The sequence below is a fragment of the Segatella copri genome (assembly GCF_019249765.2).
GTDB lineage: Bacteria > Bacteroidota > Bacteroidia > Bacteroidales > Bacteroidaceae > Prevotella > Prevotella copri_K.
This window is the reverse complement of the sequence record NZ_CP152484.1, coordinates 2,287,501-2,305,911: the sequence shown is the minus strand read 5'-3', so window position 1 is coordinate 2,305,911 and position 18,411 is coordinate 2,287,501. Positions and strand designations below refer to the sequence as shown.

Below are 18,411 nucleotides of genomic sequence, written 5' to 3'. Positions count from 1 at the left end.
CCCCATTTGGGGTATAGGTTACGGATAGGTAACGTTCCTCTGTCTCATCTTGTCGTATTCCCGTCTTCGTCTGTCCTCGCCACTTTTAACCAAAATGAGGAAAGTAACTGATAACCAGTAAACTTTCCTCATTCTTCTCTCAAACACTTTTTATATGCACTTTCGACAAGAAGAAGTCGGCCAACTATCTTTCGATGGAAGGCATGTGGAAGTTTAACTTCGTGAAGGATCATAACAAGCGTCCTGCCAACTTCTATGCAGCCAACTATGACGATTCGGAGTGGAAGGATTTCCCTGTACCGGGGCTGTTCGAACTGAACGGTTATGGAGATGCTACTTATAAGAATGTCGGTTATGCCTGGGCTACCCAGTTTGACCCAAATCCTCCTTATATCAGCGAACTCAACAACTATACGGGTTCCTATCGCCGCACCTTTGATCTTCCTAAGGACTGGAAGGGCAAGGATGTCTATTTCCATGTAGGTTCGGCTACCAGCAACCTGACCCTTTGGGTGAACGGCAAGTATGTGGGATATAGTGAAGACAGCAAGGTGGCTGCCGAGTTTAATATCTCCAAGTATCTGAAGCCGGGCAGGAACCTGATAGCTATGCAAGTGATGCGCTGGTGCGATGGTTCTTATTTCGAGGATCAGGACTTCTGGCGCTTTACTGGTATAGCCCGTGAGGTTTATCTCTATGCACGTCCGAAACTTCATGCTGCCGATATCCGTCTTGCTGCCGGTTTGATGAATAATTATCGGGATGGTATCCTGAACTATCAGATAGCGCTGAAGGGCGGCAAGACTGATGTGACTGTTGCCTTGTGCGATAAGGATGGCAAGCAAATAGCATCGGCTACCGGAGCTCAGGGTATAATCAAAGTACCGAAGGTGAAGGCTTGGACTGCTGAGACACCTTATTTATATAAGGTATACATCTCTCTGAAGAATAAGCAGGGGGTAGCGGAGGTGATTCCGCAGAAGGTGGGCTTCCGCAATGTGGAAATCAAGAACGCCCAGTTGCTGGTGAACGGCAAGCCTGTACTGATTAAGGGTGCCAACCGGCATGAGATGGATCCGGATGGTGGATATGTGGTAAGTGTAGAGCGCATGATTCAGGATATCAGAATCATGAAACAGTTGAACATCAATGCGGTTCGTACCTGCCATTATCCTGATGATCCTCGCTGGTATGAACTCTGTGATGAATACGGACTGTATCTTACTGCTGAGGCTAACCTCGAATCTCATGGTATGGGATATGAGGAAAAATCACTCGCTAAGTTCCCTGAGTATCTCCAGACTCACATCGAGCGCAATGAAGGTAATGTGAAAAGTTTTATCAATCACCCTTCTATCATCGTATGGAGTTTGGGTAATGAGTGTGGTTACGGCATTAACTTCGAAAAGACCTATGACTGGGTGAAAGCGCTCGACAAGACCCGTCCTGTTCAGTATGAGCGTGGCGGTTATGACAGCAAGACTGATATTTACTGTCCGATGTATATCGACTACGAGGAGAGTGAGAAATATTGCAAGAGTGATGGTGTTAAACCATACATCCAGTGCGAATATGCTCATGCTATGGGTAATTCGGAAGGTGGTTTCAAGGAATATTGGGACCTCATCCGTAAGTATCCTAAGTATCAGGGTGGCTATATCTGGGACTTCGTAGATCAGGGCATTCGTGACAAGAGTCCTGTTACCGGTAAGGAAATCTTTACTTATGGTGGAGATTACGGCCGCTATCCGGCAAGTGATTATAACTTCAACTGTAATGGTATCATTGCTCCAGACCGCCGTCTGAATCCTCATGCTTACGAGATTCAGTACTATCATCAGAATGTATGGATCAAGGACCTGGATGCTGTGAATGGTGCTTTCAAGGTTTACAACGAGAACTTCTTCAAGAATATCGATGACTTGAACCTGACAGCTACGGTTTATGCCAATGGTATGAAACTGGCTACAGTTGAGATTCCTGAAACAAAGGGTATTGCTCCTCAGGCTACCAAACTGATCAAAAGTGATGAACTGAAGTATGCGGTGGCAGAGGCTGAATCGAAGCATGCAAAGGAGGAGATTGTTCTTAACTTTGCTTTTGCAAGCGATGGCACACAGCCGCTGGTAGACAAGGGCCAGGTGATGGCTCGCCAGCAGTTTATCATCAGCGATTATCAGTTTGCCAAACCGGCGGTTCCTGCTGTTGCTGCTGCGCCAACCAAGAAGGGTAAGGTGCAGGAGACAAGCAGTATGGAGGTGGAGGAAACCAACTCTTATGTGAAGGTCAGCGCACAGAGAATGTCTGTTACCATCGGCAAGAAGACGGGTATGATAGATTATCTCGATGTAGATGGTGAACCGATGTTGAAGTTCCGTGAGAGTATGACTCCGGAATTCTGGCGTGCTCCTACCGATAATGACTATGGAGCATCTCTGCAGAAGGAGATGAGAGTATGGAAGAACCCGCAGATGACTCTGAAGTCTTTCGACAAAAATGTGAGTAAGGACAATGTGGTGCTGACAGCTCTCTTCGATATGCCTGAAGTGAAAGCTCAGCTGATGCTCCGCTATGACATCAGTGCTGCGGGCGAGGTGAATGTTACCCAGAAGATGACTACCGACAAGGAGGTTCAGGTTGCCGATCTGTTCAGATTCGGTCTGCAGTTGCAGATGCCTGCTACTTTCTCTAAGCTCGAGTATTATGGTAGAGGTCCTGAAGAGAACTACGTAGATCGTCATTCTTCTGCTTTTATTGGCAAGTACGAGTCAGACGTGAAGGATGAATATTATCCATATATCCGTCCGCAGGAGAGTGGTAACCATACCGATATCCGCTATTTCTCTATCTTTAATCCAATCACCGGCAAGGGGATTACCTTCGAGGGGTATGAACCTATGGAGTGCAGTGCCATCCCTTATCTGGTAGAGGATTTGGATTCTGGTATCGAGAAGACGCATGCATGGGGACAACACAGTGGTGATTTGGTGGATAAGGGACTCGTGCAGTTGCATATTCAGAAATGCCAGTATCCTTTGGGCTGCATCGACAGTTGGATGACCAAGCCTATGGAGAAGTATCGTCTCCATTATGCTGATCGTGAATTTACATTCAAAATAAAGGCAAAATAAAATTTCCGTTATAAAACTCAGATATATGCGGAAATACGGGTATAAGATTAAGTTTAAATAATAAAGTGACCCTAGTTTTAGGGTTGAGAGTTTGTTTTTAGGTTTGCCGCTTGAGGGGTCTTTGGGGCCTTTCAAGCGGTTTTTTATTGTTTGTTTCAAAATGAAATGAATAATGTGTAATTTGCTTTCATTTTGTTCTGTATTTTAAAAAGAACTATGCAAAATAATAACCAAATGAAAATATTGACATCAAAAAGCAAATAATACCGTGAAATATTAAGCAAAATGTCGTATCTTTGCACCAGAAAATAAACAAAATGTAAATTAATTAATAGGAGAGATTAACATGAAAAAGATTGAAGCAATCATCCGTAAGACTAAGTTTGAGGATGTAAAAGAAGCTTTGCTTGCCGCCGACATTGAGTGGTTCTCTTACTACGATGTAAGAGGAGAGGGCAAGATGAGACAGGCTCGAATCTATCGTGGTGTCATGTATGATACCAGTAGTATCGAGCGAGTGTTGCTGAATATTGTCGTGCGCGACAAGAACGTAGAGAAAACGATTAATGCCATCCAGGAGGCTGCCCGTACAGGCGAGATTGGTGATGGTCGAATCTTTGTAATTCCTGTAGAGGATACCGTAAGAATCCGTACAAGTGAAAGAGGCGACATCGCTCTCTATAATGCTGAGCAGGAGAAATAAAATGCTAATTGGAGGAGAGAGAATAGTTTTCAGGTTTAAAGAACACTTTAAAGATTTTATGTTATGAGTGTACAGGATTTAGGAATTTCAGTAGATACCGTATGGATGCTCTTGGCAGCCATGTTGGTCTTTTTCATGCAGCCGGGATTTGCCCTCTGCGAGGCGGGCTTTACCCGTAGTAAAAACACCGCGAACATCTTGTTTAAGAACTTTGTCGATTTTATGATCGGTTCCGTTCTCTTCTGGTTCGTAGGTTTCGGATTTATGTTTGGTAGCGATGGCGCCGGTTTCATCGGTATGCCTAACTTCGGCGATTTGTCTTTCTATACAAATGCAGCCAGTCTTCCTACTGAAGGCTTCCTGATGTTTGAAACCGTATTCTGCGCTACTAGTGCTACCATCGTTTCAGGAGCTATGGCAGAACGTACCAAGTTCTCCATGTACTGCGTTTACTCATTCTTCATTTCATTGATTATCTACCCTGTAGAGGGTCACTGGACATGGGGTGGCGGTTGGCTTTGCAACAGCGAGGCAGGCTCATTCATGATGAACACCTTCGGTGCTGCCTTCCATGATTTCGCAGGTTCTGCCATCGTACATAGTGTTGGTGGTGTACTTGCCTTGGTTGGTGCCATCTGCTTAGGTCCTCGTCTTGGTAAGTATCGCAATGGTAAGAGTACTGCTATCCCAGGTCACAATCTGATGGCTGCTGCTCTTGGTGTATTCATCCTCTGGTTCGGCTGGTTCGGATTCAACCCTGGTTCTCAGCTCGCTGCTTCTGGTGAGGTTAACCGTGTTGCTATCAGTCACGTATTCCTGACAACCAACTTGGCTGCAGTCTGCGGTGGTTTGGGTACCATGTTCACATCTTGGATTAAGTATGGCAAGCCATCATTCTCATTGACATTGAATGGTATCTTGGCTGGTTTGGTAGCCATTACTGCTGGTTGCGATTTGGTTAGTCCATTGGGTTCAGCTATCATCGGTCTCTTGGCAGGTATCATCTTGGTATTCTCTATCGAGTTCATCGATACCAAGCTTCATATTGATGACCCTGTAGGTGCAAGTTCTGTACATGGTGTTTGTGGTATCTTCGGTACCTTGATGACTGGTCTTTTCGCCCTCGACGGTGGTGCCTTCTATGGTGGTGGCTTCGGCTTCTTCGGTGCTCAGTGCTTCGGCATTCTCTGCATCGACCTTTGGGCAGCCGTAACAGGTATTATCCTCTTCTGGGGTATCAAGAAGATTGCTGGTCTCCGTGTTGATAAGCGAATCGAGGAAGAAGGTCTCGATATCTATGAGCATGGTGAGAGTTGCTACAACTAAAGATGCTTTCATATAGCGAGCGAGAGAGATTTTTCAGCAGAAGTTTTGGCGAGCAGAGTTATAATTAGTACCTTTGAACAAGGTACGCTGCATCTCAACAATATAAATAAATCGCGATTTATTTTGTGTTGTCTTCGATTTGCAGTACCTTTGCTGCCGAAACTTTTAAAAACAAAAATGTATCACATAAAAATAAGAGAATATGAAGAAGATTTTTGATATAAAGAAAATGGGTGCCTTTGCACTTGGTTTGGTTGCTTTTGCTCCTGCTGCTTCTGCTCAGGATGAGGTTGAAACATCAATTGGTGCTGACATCGTAAGCCAGTATTACTGGCGTGGTCAGGATTTGGGAGCAATCTCTTTGCAGCCTACTCTCGGTATCGGTTACAAGGGCTTGTCTCTGACAGCCTGGGGAAATGTAGGTATCTCTCAGCCAGAGGATACTAAGGAGTTTGACCTTACTTTGGCTTATGAAACAGGTGGCTTCCATATCGGCGTAACCGATTACTGGTTTAACTCTCCTAACGAGAAGTATTTCGCCTATAAGGCACATGAAACTTCTCATGTTTTTGAGGCTAACATCGGTTATGATTTCGGTCCTGTTGCCTTAAATTGGTACACTAATTTCGCTGGAAACGATGCGACAACCGACGCAGAGGAAGGGTATGACAAGGATGCTCGTAAGTATGCGTCATATGTAGAAGCTACTGCTCCATTCAAGTTGGGTGGATGCGATTGGGAAGCTGCCATTGGTGCTGTGCCATATAAGACTGCTTTTTATGGTGTGAATGGTTTTGCTGTAACCAATGTTTCTGTAAAAGCTACCAAGGATTTGAAGATTACAGATTCTTTCTCTGTTCCAGTCTTCGCTCAGGTAGCTGCTAACCCTAGCGCCGAAAAAGCTTACCTGGTAGTAGGTTTTACCTTGCAGCCATAATAGGCTCTTAGGTTTTACGATATAATCTTACGTTGGTAGGTTTAAGTTTTTATTTTAAATGCCGATAGTTCCGTCAAAGAGCTATCGGCATTTCTTTGTATGATATGGGGGGTAAGAAACTGTGTATAATGCCCTGAATACTTTGTTGCATATCTATGAGCGTATAATATGCCCTGGATACGCTTTGTTTATCTTAAAAATGATTGTATTTTACAGATTGTAATTAAATAGTATGTTTTTCTTTTCAGTTTATCATATGTTTTAATCTAATATGCGTTAATATGTTATTGTTGTGATAAAGTAAAGACAAAATGCTACTAATCTTTTCTTTATTCTAACAAAAAGTTGTAATTTTGCACCCGAAACATAGCAAAAAGTAATTTTAAGCTTTGTTTTTGCTTGGTTTGCTCCTAAAAGAATGGATTGGACATGCCAAGGTGAATAAGAGAGAATAATAGTTAAAAATAACCGTAAAAGAAAGGAAAAGATTTATGTGTGGAATCGTATCTATCTTCAATATTCAGGAGCAGACTCCTGAATTGCGACAGCAAGCGCTTCGTATGAGCCAGAAGATTCGCCATCGCGGACCAGACTGGAGTGGAATCTACTGTGGTGGTTCTGCTATCCTGGCACATGAGCGTCTGAGTATTGTTGACCCTGAAAGTGGTCGCCAACCTTTGTTTGCACCAGACAAAAAACAGGTGCTTGCCGTAAACGGTGAGATTTATAATCATCAGGACATCCGTGCTCGTTTTGCTGGCAAATACCAGTATCAGACCGGTTCCGACTGTGAGGTGATTCTTTCTCTCTATCGTGAGATGCGAGCAGATTCCGACTTTGATTCCTTAATATATAAAGGTGAGGATGCGCTCCACGCCCGTATCTCCAAGATGCTTGAAGAGCTGAACGGTATCTTTGCCTTCGCACTTTACGATGCCGAACGTGATGAGTTTCTCATCGCCCGCGATCCTATCGGTGTGATTCCTCTTTATATTGGTTATGATAAGGATGGAAAAGTGCTGGTGGCAAGTGAGTTGAAGGCTTTGGAAGGTCAGTGCGACCACTATGAGCCATTCCTCCCAGGTCATTATTATTATAGCAAGAACCCTGGCATGAAGCGATACTATACACGCGATTGGTTTGAGTACGCTGCCATGCAGAAAAAATATCAGATTGATGATGCCAAGAAGGCTGAAGAACAGCTGAAGGATGCTGAACCTCAGGAGAAAGCGGCAGTGAAAGAGATTCATGATGCTTTGGAGGCTTCTGTCAAACGTCAGTTGATGAGTGATGTTCCTTATGGTGTCCTTCTCAGTGGTGGTCTTGATTCTTCTGTTATCTCTGCTGTAGCCGAGAAATATTCTTCTACCCGTGTAGAGAATGGGGGAGAGACCAAGGCATATTGGCCACGTCTGCACTCCTTTGCCGTAGGTTTGAAGGGTGCGCCTGACTTGGCTAAGGCACGGTTGGTAGCCGAGCATATCGGAACCGTGCATCACGAAATCAACTATACCATTCAGGAAGGTCTGGATGCTATCCGTGATGTCATTTATTTTATCGAGACCTACGATGTGACTACCGTCCGTGCATCTACCCCGATGTATCTTTTAGCAAGAGTCATCCGAAGCATGGGTATCAAGATGGTACTTTCGGGCGAGGGTGCCGACGAGGTATTCGGAGGTTATCTCTACTTCCATAAAGCACCGGATGCCAAGGCATTCCATGAGGAAACCGTACGAAAGTTGGGTAAACTCTATCTCTACGATTGTTTGAGAGCCAACAAGAGTTTGGCTGCATGGGGCATCGAGGGCCGTGTGCCTTTCCTCGACAAGGAGTTCCTGGATGTAGCGATGGGTATGAACCCGGTTTTGAAGATGTGTCCGGATAAGACCATCGAGAAAAAGGTGGTTCGTGAGGCATTTGCCGATTTGCTTCCAGAAGAAGTGGCATGGCGACAGAAGGAACAGTTCTCAGATGGTGTGGGCTATTCATGGATTGATACCCTGAAGCAGATTACCGCATCTGCCGTCAGCGATGAGCAGATGGCGCATGCTGCTGAGCGATTCCCTATCAACCCTCCACAGAATAAGGAGGAGTATTATTATCGTTCTATCTTCGCCGAGCATTTCCCAAGCGACAGCGCTGCCAAGAGCGTACCTAGTGTGCCAAGCGTAGCATGTTCTACAGCCGAAGCCCTTGCCTGGGATGCCTCATTCAAGAACCAGAACGATCCTAGCGGCAGAGCCGTGGCGGGAGTTCACGAACAGGCGTATAAATAAGTGAAGAGTGAAGAATCACTTTGCACTTCATATTTAAGTAATAAAAATAGTTAGAAATAACCGATATAAAACGAACAAGAAATGGAAAAAGGATTGTACAGTTCAGCCTATGAGCACGATGCGTGTGGCGTAGGTATGGTGGTGAATATCCACGGTAACAAGAGTCATGAGCTGGTTGATAACGCCTTGAAGGTACTCGAGAACATGCGTCATCGTGGTGCAGAGGGTGCCGATAACAAGACGGGTGATGGTGCCGGTATCATGCTCCAGATTCCACATGAGTTTATTCTTCTTCAGGGTATCCCAGTGCCAGAAAAAGGTAAATATGGTACGGGTCTCGTCTTCTTGCCTAAGGATGAGAAGAAACAGCAGGATATTCTCTCTATCATGATTGAGGAAATTGAACGCGAGGGATTGCAGCTGATGCATCTCCGCAATGTGCCTACTAACCCTGATTGTTTGGGTGAGGCTGCTTTGAGGAACGAACCAGCTATCAAACAGGTGTTTATCACAGGTGTTACAGATGATAAGGTGCCTGTCTTTGAGCGCACCCTCTATCTTATCCGTAAACGTATTGAGAAACGTGTCAGTGATCCTGATTTCTATATTTGTTCGTTGTCTAATTCGAACATCGTATATAAGGGTATGTTGAGCAGCCTCCAGTTGCGCCAATATTATCCTGACTTGACCAATAATTATTTCACAAGCGGTCTGGCTCTGGTTCACTCCCGCTTCTCTACCAACACCTTCCCAACATGGAGTCTGGCTCAGCCATTCCGTCTCCTTGCCCACAATGGTGAGATTAACACCATCCGTGGTAACCGTGCCTGGATGAAGGCTCGTGAGAGTGTGTTGAGCAGCGAGGCTTTGGGCGATATCCGTGAGATTTCTCCTATCGTTCAGCCTAATATGAGTGACTCTGCAAGCCTTGATAATGTATTTGAGTTCTTCGTGATGAGCGGTTTGTCATTGCCTCATGCCATGGCTGTCATGGTGCCTGAGAGCTTCAATGACAAGAACCCTATCTCTGAGGATCTGAAGGCTTTCTATGAGTATCACTCTATCCTGATGGAGCCATGGGATGGTCCTGCTGCCTTGCTCTTCAGCGATGGCCGCTACGCCGGTGGTATGCTCGATAGAAATGGTCTGCGTCCTGCCCGCTACACCATCACCAAGAACGATATGATGGTAGTCGCATCTGAGGTAGGTGTGATGGATTTCGATCCTACTGAGATTGCCGAGAAGGGTCGTCTGCAGCCTGGTAAGATTCTCCTCATCGATACACAGGAGGGTAAGATCTACTACGATGGTGAAATCAAGGAGCGCCTGGCTGCCCAGCATCCATATCGCCAGTGGTTGAACACCAATCGTATTGAACTGGAGAAACTTCGCAGTGGTCGTAAGGTGGAAAATGGTGTGGATAACCTCACTCGCAAGGAATTGGAATTCGGTTTTGGCGAGGAAGATATCGACGGTACTATCATCCCAATGGCTACCAAGGGTCAGGAACCTACTGCTTCTATGGGTAATGATACTCCGCTTGCTGTGCTTTCCGACCAGCCACAGATCTTCTTCAACTACTTCCGTCAGCAGTTTGCTCAGGTTACCAACCCTGCCATCGACTCCATCCGTGAGAACCTCGTGATGAGTCTTACCGAGTATATCGGTAGAGTAGGTTCCGGCATTCTGAACCCAGACGAGAGCAACTGCAAGATGGTCCGTCTGCCACATCCTATCCTGACTAATACCCAGCTAGATATCCTTCAGAATATCCGCTACAAGGGATTTAATACAGTAAAACTCCACATGCTCTTCGAAACCGCCAAGGGCGAAGAAGGATTGCACGAGGCTCTGGATGAGCTCTGCAAGCAGGCAGCACAGAGCGTGGATGATGGTTACAACTACATCATCTTGAGCGACCGTGGCGTGGATGAAACTCATGCCGCCATTCCATCTCTGCTCGCCGTGAGTGCCGTACATCATTATCTGATTGATGCCGGCAAGCGTGTGCAGACTGCCCTCATCGTAGAGAGCGGTGAGATTCGTGAGGTAATGCATGCAGCCCTCCTGTTGGGTTACGGTGCATCAGCCCTCTGTCCATACTTGACATACGCCATCCTCGACGACCTTGTAAAGAAGGGAAAGATTCAGGAGGATTACCATACAGCCGAGCAGAACTACATTAAGGCTGTGAAGAAGGGCTTGTTCAAGATTATGGCTAAGATGGGTATCTCTACCATCCGAAGCTATCGTGGTGCCAAGATCTTCGAGAGCATCGGTTTGAGCGAGAGCCTTCTGAAGAGCTACTTCGGAACAGAGGTGAGCACCATCGGCGGTATCGGACTCGAGACCATCGCCCGTGATGCCATCCGCCTGCACGACAAGGCATTCGAGACCAAGAAGCTCGAGTTCCTGCCAAGTATGGGACAGTTCCACTACCGCAAGGACGGTATCAAGCACGCTTGGAACCCAGAGACCATCGCCACCCTGCAGCTCGCAACCCGCAAGGGCGATTATGATCTCTTCAAGAAATATACACATCTCGTTGACGATAAGCAGGAGCCTATCTTCATCCGCGACTTCTTCAGCTTCCGCAAGAATCCTATCTCTATAGATAAGGTGGAGCCGGTAGAGGAAATCGTGAAGCACTTCGTTACCGGTGCGATGAGTTTCGGTGCCCTCTCCAAAGAGGCTCACGAGGCAATGGCACTCGCCATGAACGCCCTCGGTGCCCGAAGCAATACCGGTGAAGGTGGTGAGGATAACGAGCGATTCCATTCTACACAGGATGGCATCAGCCTCTCCAGCAAGACCAAGCAGGTGGCTTCCGGTCGATTCGGTGTGACTACAGAATATTTGGTAAATGCAGAGGAAATCCAGATCAAGGTGGCACAGGGTGCTAAACCGGGTGAGGGTGGTCAGTTGCCTGGCTTCAAGGTCAACGAGGTCATCGCCAAGACCCGTCACTCTATCCCTGGCATCAGCTTGATTTCACCTCCACCTCATCACGATATCTACAGTATCGAGGATTTGGCTCAGCTCATCTTCGACCTCAAGAACGTAAACCCTAAGGCGGCTATCTCTGTGAAGTTGGTTGCTGAGAGTGGTGTGGGTACCATCGCTGCTGGTGTGGCTAAGGCAAAGGCCGACCTCATCGTTATCTCTGGTGCTGAGGGTGGTACAGGTGCCAGCCCTGCATCAAGTATGCGTTTCGCTGGTATCTCTCCTGAAATCGGACTTTCTGAAACCCAGCAGACTCTGGTAAAGAACGGTCTTCGCGGCCAGGTTCGCCTGCAGGTGGATGGTCAGTTGAAGAGCGGTCGTGACATCATCCTGATGGCTTTGCTCGGTGCTGAGGAATTCAGTTTCGGTACGGCAGCCCTCATCGTATTGGGTTGTGTCATGATGCGTAAGTGTAACTTGAATACCTGTCCTATGGGTGTTGCCACACAGGATCCTAAGCTCCGTGCGCACTTCCGTGGCAGCTACAAGTATCTTATCAACTACTTCCGCTTCCTCGCTGAGGAGGTTCGTGAGTATCTGGCAGAGATGGGTTACACCTCATTGAACGATATCATCGGTCATACCGAGCTAATCGTCCGCAAAAAGGATGAGGAGATTGTTCCTACCGAGGGTTCGGATGCCGTAGAGCCAGAGGTGGCCAAGAGCATCAAGGAGAAGGCCGACTTGCTCGATTTCTCTCGTCTCTTGCATCGTGAGACAGGTCATTGCTCGCTCTATCATACTACCGAGCAGATTCATGACCTCGACAATGTACTCGATCAGCAGTTGATTCGTGGTGCACAGCGTGCCATCGAGAATCAGGAAGAAGTGAACCTCGATTTTGCCATCAAGAATACCGACCGTGCTGCCGGTGTGATGCTGAGCGGTATGATTGCCGAGAAATATGGTGAGGCTGGTCTTCCAGACAAGACCGTGAACGTGAAGTTCAAGGGTTCTGCAGGTCAGAGCTTCGGTGCCTTCCTGGTGAAGGGAGTAGATTTCAAGCTCGAGGGTGAGACCAATGACTATTTCGCCAAGGGACTTTCAGGAGGTCGTGTTTCCATCCTTCCTCCTATCCGCAGCAACTTCTCTGCCGAGGATAACATCATCGCCGGTAACACCGGATTGTATGGTGCCACAAGCGGTGAGTTGTATATCAATGGTAAGGTAGGTGAGCGCTTCGGTGTTCGTAACTCCGGTGCCATCGCCGTGATTGAGGGCGCTGGTGACCACTGCTGCGAGTATATGACGGGCGGTAGAGTAGTAGTGCTCGGTGAAACTGGCCGTAACTTTGCCGCTGGTATGAGTGGTGGTGTTGCCTACGTATGGGATAAGAACCACAACTTCGATTACTTCTGTAACATGGATATGGTGGAGATTAACCTCGTGGAGGACAGTACCTATCGCAAGGAGTTGCACGAGCTGATCCGTCAGCATTATCTCTACACCGGCAGTAAGCTTGCCCGTACCATGCTCGACGACTGGAACCACTACGTAGAGGATTTCATCCAGGTAGTGCCAATCGAGTACAAGCGAGTTCTCCAGGAGGAACAGGTAAAGAAGTTGCAGCAGAAGATTGCGGATATGCAGCGAGATTACTAATTTTAAAATTAGAAAAAAGATGGGAAATCCAAAAGCATTTTTGACTATACCTCGCAAGGAAGCAGGTTATAGACCAATTCACGATAGAATCCTCGACTTCAGCGAGGTAGAACAGACATTGAATAGCAACGACCGCCGACAGCAGGCTTCACGTTGCATGGATTGTGGTGTGCCTTTCTGTCACTGGGCTTGTCCGCTGGGCAACAAGGCACCGGAGTGGAATGATGCCCTCTACAAGGGTGACTGGGAGCAGGCTTACCGTCTCCTCAATTCCACCAACGACTTTCCGGAGTTCACAGGACGCATCTGTCCTGCACTCTGTGAGAAGGCGTGTGTATTGAATCTCATGGATCATGAGCCAACCACCAACCGTGAGGATGAGTGTGCCATCGTGGAGCACGCCTTCTCTGAGGATTATGTACATGTTGAGATTCCTGAGCGTAATGGCAAGGCGGTGGCTGTCATCGGTGCCGGTCCTGCAGGATTGGTAGCTGCCAACCAGTTGAACCATAAGGGCTATAAGGTAACTGTATTCGAGGCACGTGAGAATGCCGGTGGTCTGTTGCGTTATGGTATTCCAAACTTCAAGCTCAACAAGAGCATCATCGACCGCCGTCTCCGTCTTCTCGAAGAGGAGGGTATTGAATTCAGATACAACCAGCATATTGACGTTACCAAGTTGCCGGAAGGCTTCGATGCCTACGTGGTATCTACCGGTACACCGACAGCCCGCGACCTGAAAATTCCTGGAAGAGAATTGAAGGGTGTTTATTTCGCCCTCGAGCTGCTTTCTCAGCAGAACCGTATCCTCGCCGGTATGGAGTTCTCTAAGGACGAACTGGTTAACTGCAAGGGCAAGGATGTATTGGTAATCGGTGGTGGTGATACGGGTTCCGACTGTATCGGAACTGCTCATCGTCAGGGTTGCAAGAGCGTAACCCAGATAGAAATCATGCCGAAGCCTGTAGAAGGCCCTGAGGATCCTAAGAATCCTTGGCCAAACTGGCCTCGCACCCTGAAGACCACTTCAAGTCATGAGGAAGGCTGTACTCGCCGCTGGAACATCAACTCTCTGGAGTTCCTCGGAAAGAATGGCAAGTTGACAGGCGTGAAGGTTCAGCCTATTGATTGGAAACCAAACCCTGAGGGTGGCCGTCCGTTGATGGTAGAGGCTGGTGAGCCAGAAATAATCAAGGCAGAGGCTGTATTCCTGGCAATGGGCTTCCTGAAGCCACAGCAGCCTGAATTTGCCGAGAATGTATTCGTGGCAGGCGATGCAGCAAGCGGTGCCTCTCTGGTAGTACGCGCCATGGCAAGCGGCAGAAAGATTGCTGCCCAGGTAGATAAGTTCCTGAACAAATAAATCGGTTATTTTTAACTATAAGTGTAGGGAGGTTGACCTCAGTGATGAGGCTTTCCTCCCTTTTTCTTTCCTCCCTCTCCTTTGTCTTCTGAGCACAATGAAAAAGAAATTATCAGCTGTTCTCTTGGCGTTGGCGGCCTCTATGCCAATGACTGCACAGAATCTTGTAAAGGGAAATTATGGTTATCTCTATTGTCATATGAGCGATAAGGGGGAGTGGACAGCCTACGCTATTTCCCGTGATGGTTACAACAGTCAGGACATCAATGGCGGCAACCCTATCTTCAATCCAGAAGAGCATGCCCGCATTAAAGGCGGAACCCGTGATGCCTACATCACCCGTATGCATAATGGTAAAGGATACATCATGGTTACCACCGATATGTGCGTGCGCAAGAGTCGCAAATGGGACAACTATGGTATCGATCTCCTGAAGAGCGATGGTCTCTACCGCATGCTCATCAAGAAAGAGGGTGGAAAGAGTGGTAAAAACTATTGAAATGGAATCAAGAATTAAAAAATATAGAAAAATAAGTGGATTTATTGTTAAGTGCATAGCTGGATAGAATGTTTAGGGGGATGCTTGTGTAGGTTTAGATAAGATAAAAAATATGTTATTGCGCGCGTACATTATAATAAAGAAGGAAAATTCGTATGCATGTCTCTCTATTCTACATGCTCCTAGTTAAATCTATCACAGGTGTATTTCCTAATTTGAAATGTAGTTTTTATTTAGTCCTTTAAAATAGGCAAAAATAGCTTCTAAAACGGGCTTATTTGTTTATAGATGTTAAAATACGGCTAAAATCTCAACTTTTTTGCGAAAAGATTTGGTGGAATGAAAAATAGTTAGTACTTTTGCACTCGCTTTTGAGAAATACGCTTTCTCTTAGCGATTAAAGAAAGAGTTCTTTGAAAGATTTTACATAAACAGACAAGTAGTACAAGAAGCGGTTAACTTCTTAGAAATAAGAAAGTTGATTGGGTAAAAGAAACGAACCGTCAAGCAATTGACAAGTCAGGTTTACTAAGCTTCAATAAACGAAAAGGATATTCGTCCTAGGTACAGACAACAAACAAACCAAGCCGCAAGGCTAGGTAAAAATGATATTTTACAATGGAGAGTTTGATCCTGGCTCAGGATGAACGCTAGCTACAGGCTTAACACATGCAAGTCGAGGGGAAACGACATCGAAAGCTTGCTTTCGGTGGGCGTCGACCGGCGCACGGGTGAGTAACGCGTATCCAACCTGCCCACCACTTGGGGATAACCTTGCGAAAGTAAGACTAATACCCAATGACGTCTCTAGAAGACATCTGAAAGAGATTAAAGATTTATCGGTGATGGATGGGGATGCGTCTGATTAGCTTGTTGGCGGGGTAACGGCCCACCAAGGCGACGATCAGTAGGGGTTCTGAGAGGAAGGTCCCCCACATTGGAACTGAGACACGGTCCAAACTCCTACGGGAGGCAGCAGTGAGGAATATTGGTCAATGGGCGAGAGCCTGAACCAGCCAAGTAGCGTGCAGGATGACGGCCCTATGGGTTGTAAACTGCTTTTATAAGGGAATAAAGTGAGTCTCGTGAGACTTTTTGCATGTACCTTATGAATAAGGACCGGCTAATTCCGTGCCAGCAGCCGCGGTAATACGGAAGGTCCGGGCGTTATCCGGATTTATTGGGTTTAAAGGGAGCGTAGGCCGGAGATTAAGCGTGTTGTGAAATGTAGATGCTCAACATCTGAACTGCAGCGCGAACTGGTTTCCTTGAGTACGCACAAAGTGGGCGGAATTCGTGGTGTAGCGGTGAAATGCTTAGATATCACGAAGAACTCCGATTGCGAAGGCAGCTCACTGGAGCGCAACTGACGCTGAAGCTCGAAAGTGCGGGTATCGAACAGGATTAGATACCCTGGTAGTCCGCACGGTAAACGATGGATGCCCGCTGTTGGTCTGAATAGGTCAGCGGCCAAGCGAAAGCATTAAGCATCCCACCTGGGGAGTACGCCGGCAACGGTGAAACTCAAAGGAATTGACGGGGGCCCGCACAAGCGGAGGAACATGTGGTTTAATTCGATGATACGCGAGGAACCTTACCCGGGCTTGAATTGCAGAGGAAGGATTTGGAGACAATGACGCCCTTCGGGGCCTCTGTGAAGGTGCTGCATGGTTGTCGTCAGCTCGTGCCGTGAGGTGTCGGCTTAAGTGCCATAACGAGCGCAACCCCTCTCCTTAGTTGCCATCAGGTTAAGCTGGGCACTCTGGGGACACTGCCACCGTAAGGTGTGAGGAAGGTGGGGATGACGTCAAATCAGCACGGCCCTTACGTCCGGGGCTACACACGTGTTACAATGGCAGGTACAGAGAGATGGTCCCTTGCAAAATGGATCAAATCCTTAAAGCCTGTCTCAGTTCGGACTGGGGTCTGCAACCCGACCCCACGAAGCTGGATTCGCTAGTAATCGCGCATCAGCCATGGCGCGGTGAATACGTTCCCGGGCCTTGTACACACCGCCCGTCAAGCCATGAAAGCCGGGGGCGCCTAAAGTCCGTGACCGTAAGGAGCGGCCTAGGGCGAAACTGGTAATTGGGGCTAAGTCGTAACAAGGTAGCCGTACCGGAAGGTGCGGCTGGAACACCTCCTTTCTGGAGAGACGAATTTCCTATGAAGATTTAGGAACAGGACTTAAAAGTTCGCTTCTCTTCTTGTACGCACCATCTGTTTAATTAAATAAGAGATAGAGAATGTTCGGCAGAGATGCTACTCTTTACCAACACAGTCCTATAGCTCAGTTGGTTAGAGCGCCACACTGATAATGTGGAGGTCGGCAGTTCAAATCTGCCTGGGACTACACATCGGCGCAGCCAATGTGTAATCAAAGTTCAACTTTGATTCATTCTTTACTTCTCGATTTGGGGGATTAGCTCAGTTGGCTAGAGCACCTGCTTTGCAAGCAGGGGGTCAACGGTTCGAATCCGTTATTCTCCACCATGCCTTTAAGGCAAGAAGATCTTTGACATATTGACACAAGCAAAACTGTAAGTAATGAACTTTAGTTCAGACTAAAGTAAATCAAATCGCAAGATGAGATTTCACTTTGTTAGAATACAGCTGAAAGTATGAGCTACTTATTCGTTATTCGGAAACGAGTAACAAGAATACAGTCGTAAAGAAAGTAAGAAAGGGCGTATGGCGGATGCCTAGGCTCACGGAGGCGATGAAGGACGTGATAAGCTGCGATAAGCTTCGGGTAGGTGCAAATAACCCTTGATCCGAAGATTTCCGAATGGGACAACCTAGCCGTCTGAAGGACGGTTACTCTTACCAATGTAAGAGAGCTAACGCAGGGAACTGAAACATCTTAGTACCTGTAGGAAGAGAAAATAAATAATGATTCCCCCAGTAGTGGCGAGCGAACGGGGAACAGCCCAAACCGTTGACGTCGCAAGGCGTCAGCGGGGTTGTAGGACCGCGACATTGTATGCAAATCGTGAACAGAACACTTTGGAAAATGTGACCATAGACGGTGATAGTCCAGTATGTGAAGCGAAATGCAGCATAGCGGTATCCTGAGTAACGCGGGACACGAGGAATCCTGCGCGAATCTGCCGGGACCATCCGGTAAGGCTAAATACTCCCGTGAGACCGATAGCGAACGAGTACTGTGAAGGAAAGGTGAAAAGAACCCCGAGCAGGGGAGTGAAATAGTTCCTGAAACCATACGCCTACAAGCGGTCGGAGCATCGTAAGATGTGACGGCGTGCCTTTTGCATAATGATCCTACGAGTTACCGTCACTGGCGAGGTTGAGTGTCACGAGACACGTAGCCGCAGTGAAAGCGAGCCTGAACAGGGCGCACAGTCAGTGGGGGTAGACGCGAAACCAAGTGATCTACACTTGGCCAGGATGAAGTCCCGGTAACACGGGATGGAGGTCCGCACCAATAAGCGTTGAAAAGCTTCTGGATGAGCCGAGTGTAGGAGTGAAAGGCCAATCAAACTTGGAGATAGCTCGTACTCCCCGAAAGGCATTTAGGTGCCGCGTCGGATGGTCACCGTGAGAGGTA

8 protein-coding genes, 2 tRNA genes and 2 rRNA genes (1 of these 12 only partly in view) are annotated in these 18,411 nt (G+C 47.2%); all 12 read left to right on the top strand.

All coding sequences use genetic code 11. From position 1 onward, the window contains the following. Nucleotides 1–203: 203 nt before the first annotated feature. Complete coding sequence (locus KUA46_RS09995) at nucleotides 204–3,131, top strand: glycoside hydrolase family 2 TIM barrel-domain containing protein (protein WP_256625079.1); 2,928 nt, start codon at nucleotides 204–206, stop codon at nucleotides 3,129–3,131. 346 nt (nucleotides 3,132–3,477) lie between these two features. Continuing rightward, nucleotides 3,478–3,834, top strand: a complete 357-nt coding sequence (locus KUA46_RS09990) for a P-II family nitrogen regulator (protein WP_218487595.1) — start codon at nucleotides 3,478–3,480, stop codon at nucleotides 3,832–3,834. Nucleotides 3,835–3,897: 63 nt separating this feature from the next. Then, nucleotides 3,898–5,160: an ammonium transporter gene (locus tag KUA46_RS09985; RefSeq protein WP_153138127.1), complete on the top strand. Its 1,263-nt coding sequence runs from the start codon at nucleotides 3,898–3,900 to the stop codon at nucleotides 5,158–5,160. Between the two features lie 202 nt (nucleotides 5,161–5,362). Then, nucleotides 5,363–6,097, top strand: coding sequence for a hypothetical protein (locus tag KUA46_RS09980; RefSeq protein ID WP_153138129.1), 735 nt, complete (start codon nucleotides 5,363–5,365; stop codon nucleotides 6,095–6,097). 491 nt (nucleotides 6,098–6,588) lie between these two features. Beyond that, on the top strand, nucleotides 6,589–8,376 hold the full coding sequence (asnB, locus tag KUA46_RS09975; protein ID WP_118201470.1) for an asparagine synthase B: 1,788 nt from the start codon (nucleotides 6,589–6,591) through the stop codon (nucleotides 8,374–8,376). Between the two features lie 81 nt (nucleotides 8,377–8,457). After that, nucleotides 8,458–12,981 (top strand): glutamate synthase large subunit, encoded by a 4,524-nt coding sequence (gltB, locus tag KUA46_RS09970; protein ID WP_218487594.1) that lies wholly within the window; start codon nucleotides 8,458–8,460, stop codon nucleotides 12,979–12,981. Nucleotides 12,982–13,000: 19 nt separating this feature from the next. After that, nucleotides 13,001–14,344: a glutamate synthase small subunit gene (locus KUA46_RS09965; protein WP_153093848.1), complete on the top strand. Its 1,344-nt coding sequence runs from the start codon at nucleotides 13,001–13,003 to the stop codon at nucleotides 14,342–14,344. A gap of 97 nt (nucleotides 14,345–14,441) precedes the next feature. Continuing rightward, nucleotides 14,442–14,843 (top strand): hypothetical protein, encoded by a 402-nt coding sequence (locus KUA46_RS09960; RefSeq protein ID WP_334650099.1) that lies wholly within the window; start codon nucleotides 14,442–14,444, stop codon nucleotides 14,841–14,843. Between the two features lie 615 nt (nucleotides 14,844–15,458). Then, a 16S ribosomal RNA gene (locus KUA46_RS09955) occupies nucleotides 15,459–16,990 on the top strand. Between the two features lie 132 nt (nucleotides 16,991–17,122). Next, a tRNA-Ile gene (locus tag KUA46_RS09950) sits at nucleotides 17,123–17,196 on the top strand. A 63-nt stretch (nucleotides 17,197–17,259) separates the two neighbouring features. Next, nucleotides 17,260–17,336: transfer RNA gene (locus tag KUA46_RS09945), tRNA-Ala, on the top strand. Nucleotides 17,337–17,514: 178 nt separating this feature from the next. After that, a 23S ribosomal RNA gene (locus KUA46_RS09940) occupies nucleotides 17,515–18,411 on the top strand (it continues 1,999 nt past the right edge of the window). Together the 16S and 23S rRNA genes with 2 tRNA genes alongside form the textbook arrangement of a ribosomal RNA operon.

What these genes read in the sequence shown, in the direction of transcription:
- KUA46_RS09960 (WP_334650099.1), top strand. Translation starts at nt 14,442, where the DNA reads ATGAAAAAGAAATTATCAGCTGTTCTCTTGGCGTTGGCGGCCTCTATG.
- KUA46_RS09965 (WP_153093848.1), top strand. Translation starts at nt 13,001, where the DNA reads ATGGGAAATCCAAAAGCATTTTTGACTATACCTCGCAAGGAAGCAGGT.
- gltB (WP_218487594.1), top strand. Translation starts at nt 8,458, where the DNA reads ATGGAAAAAGGATTGTACAGTTCAGCCTATGAGCACGATGCGTGTGGC.
- asnB (WP_118201470.1), top strand. Translation starts at nt 6,589, where the DNA reads ATGTGTGGAATCGTATCTATCTTCAATATTCAGGAGCAGACTCCTGAA.
- KUA46_RS09990 (WP_218487595.1), top strand. Translation starts at nt 3,478, where the DNA reads ATGAAAAAGATTGAAGCAATCATCCGTAAGACTAAGTTTGAGGATGTA.
- KUA46_RS09995 (WP_256625079.1), top strand. Translation starts at nt 204, where the DNA reads ATGTGGAAGTTTAACTTCGTGAAGGATCATAACAAGCGTCCTGCCAAC.
- KUA46_RS09980 (WP_153138129.1), top strand. Translation starts at nt 5,363, where the DNA reads ATGAAGAAGATTTTTGATATAAAGAAAATGGGTGCCTTTGCACTTGGT.
- KUA46_RS09985 (WP_153138127.1), top strand. Translation starts at nt 3,898, where the DNA reads ATGAGTGTACAGGATTTAGGAATTTCAGTAGATACCGTATGGATGCTC.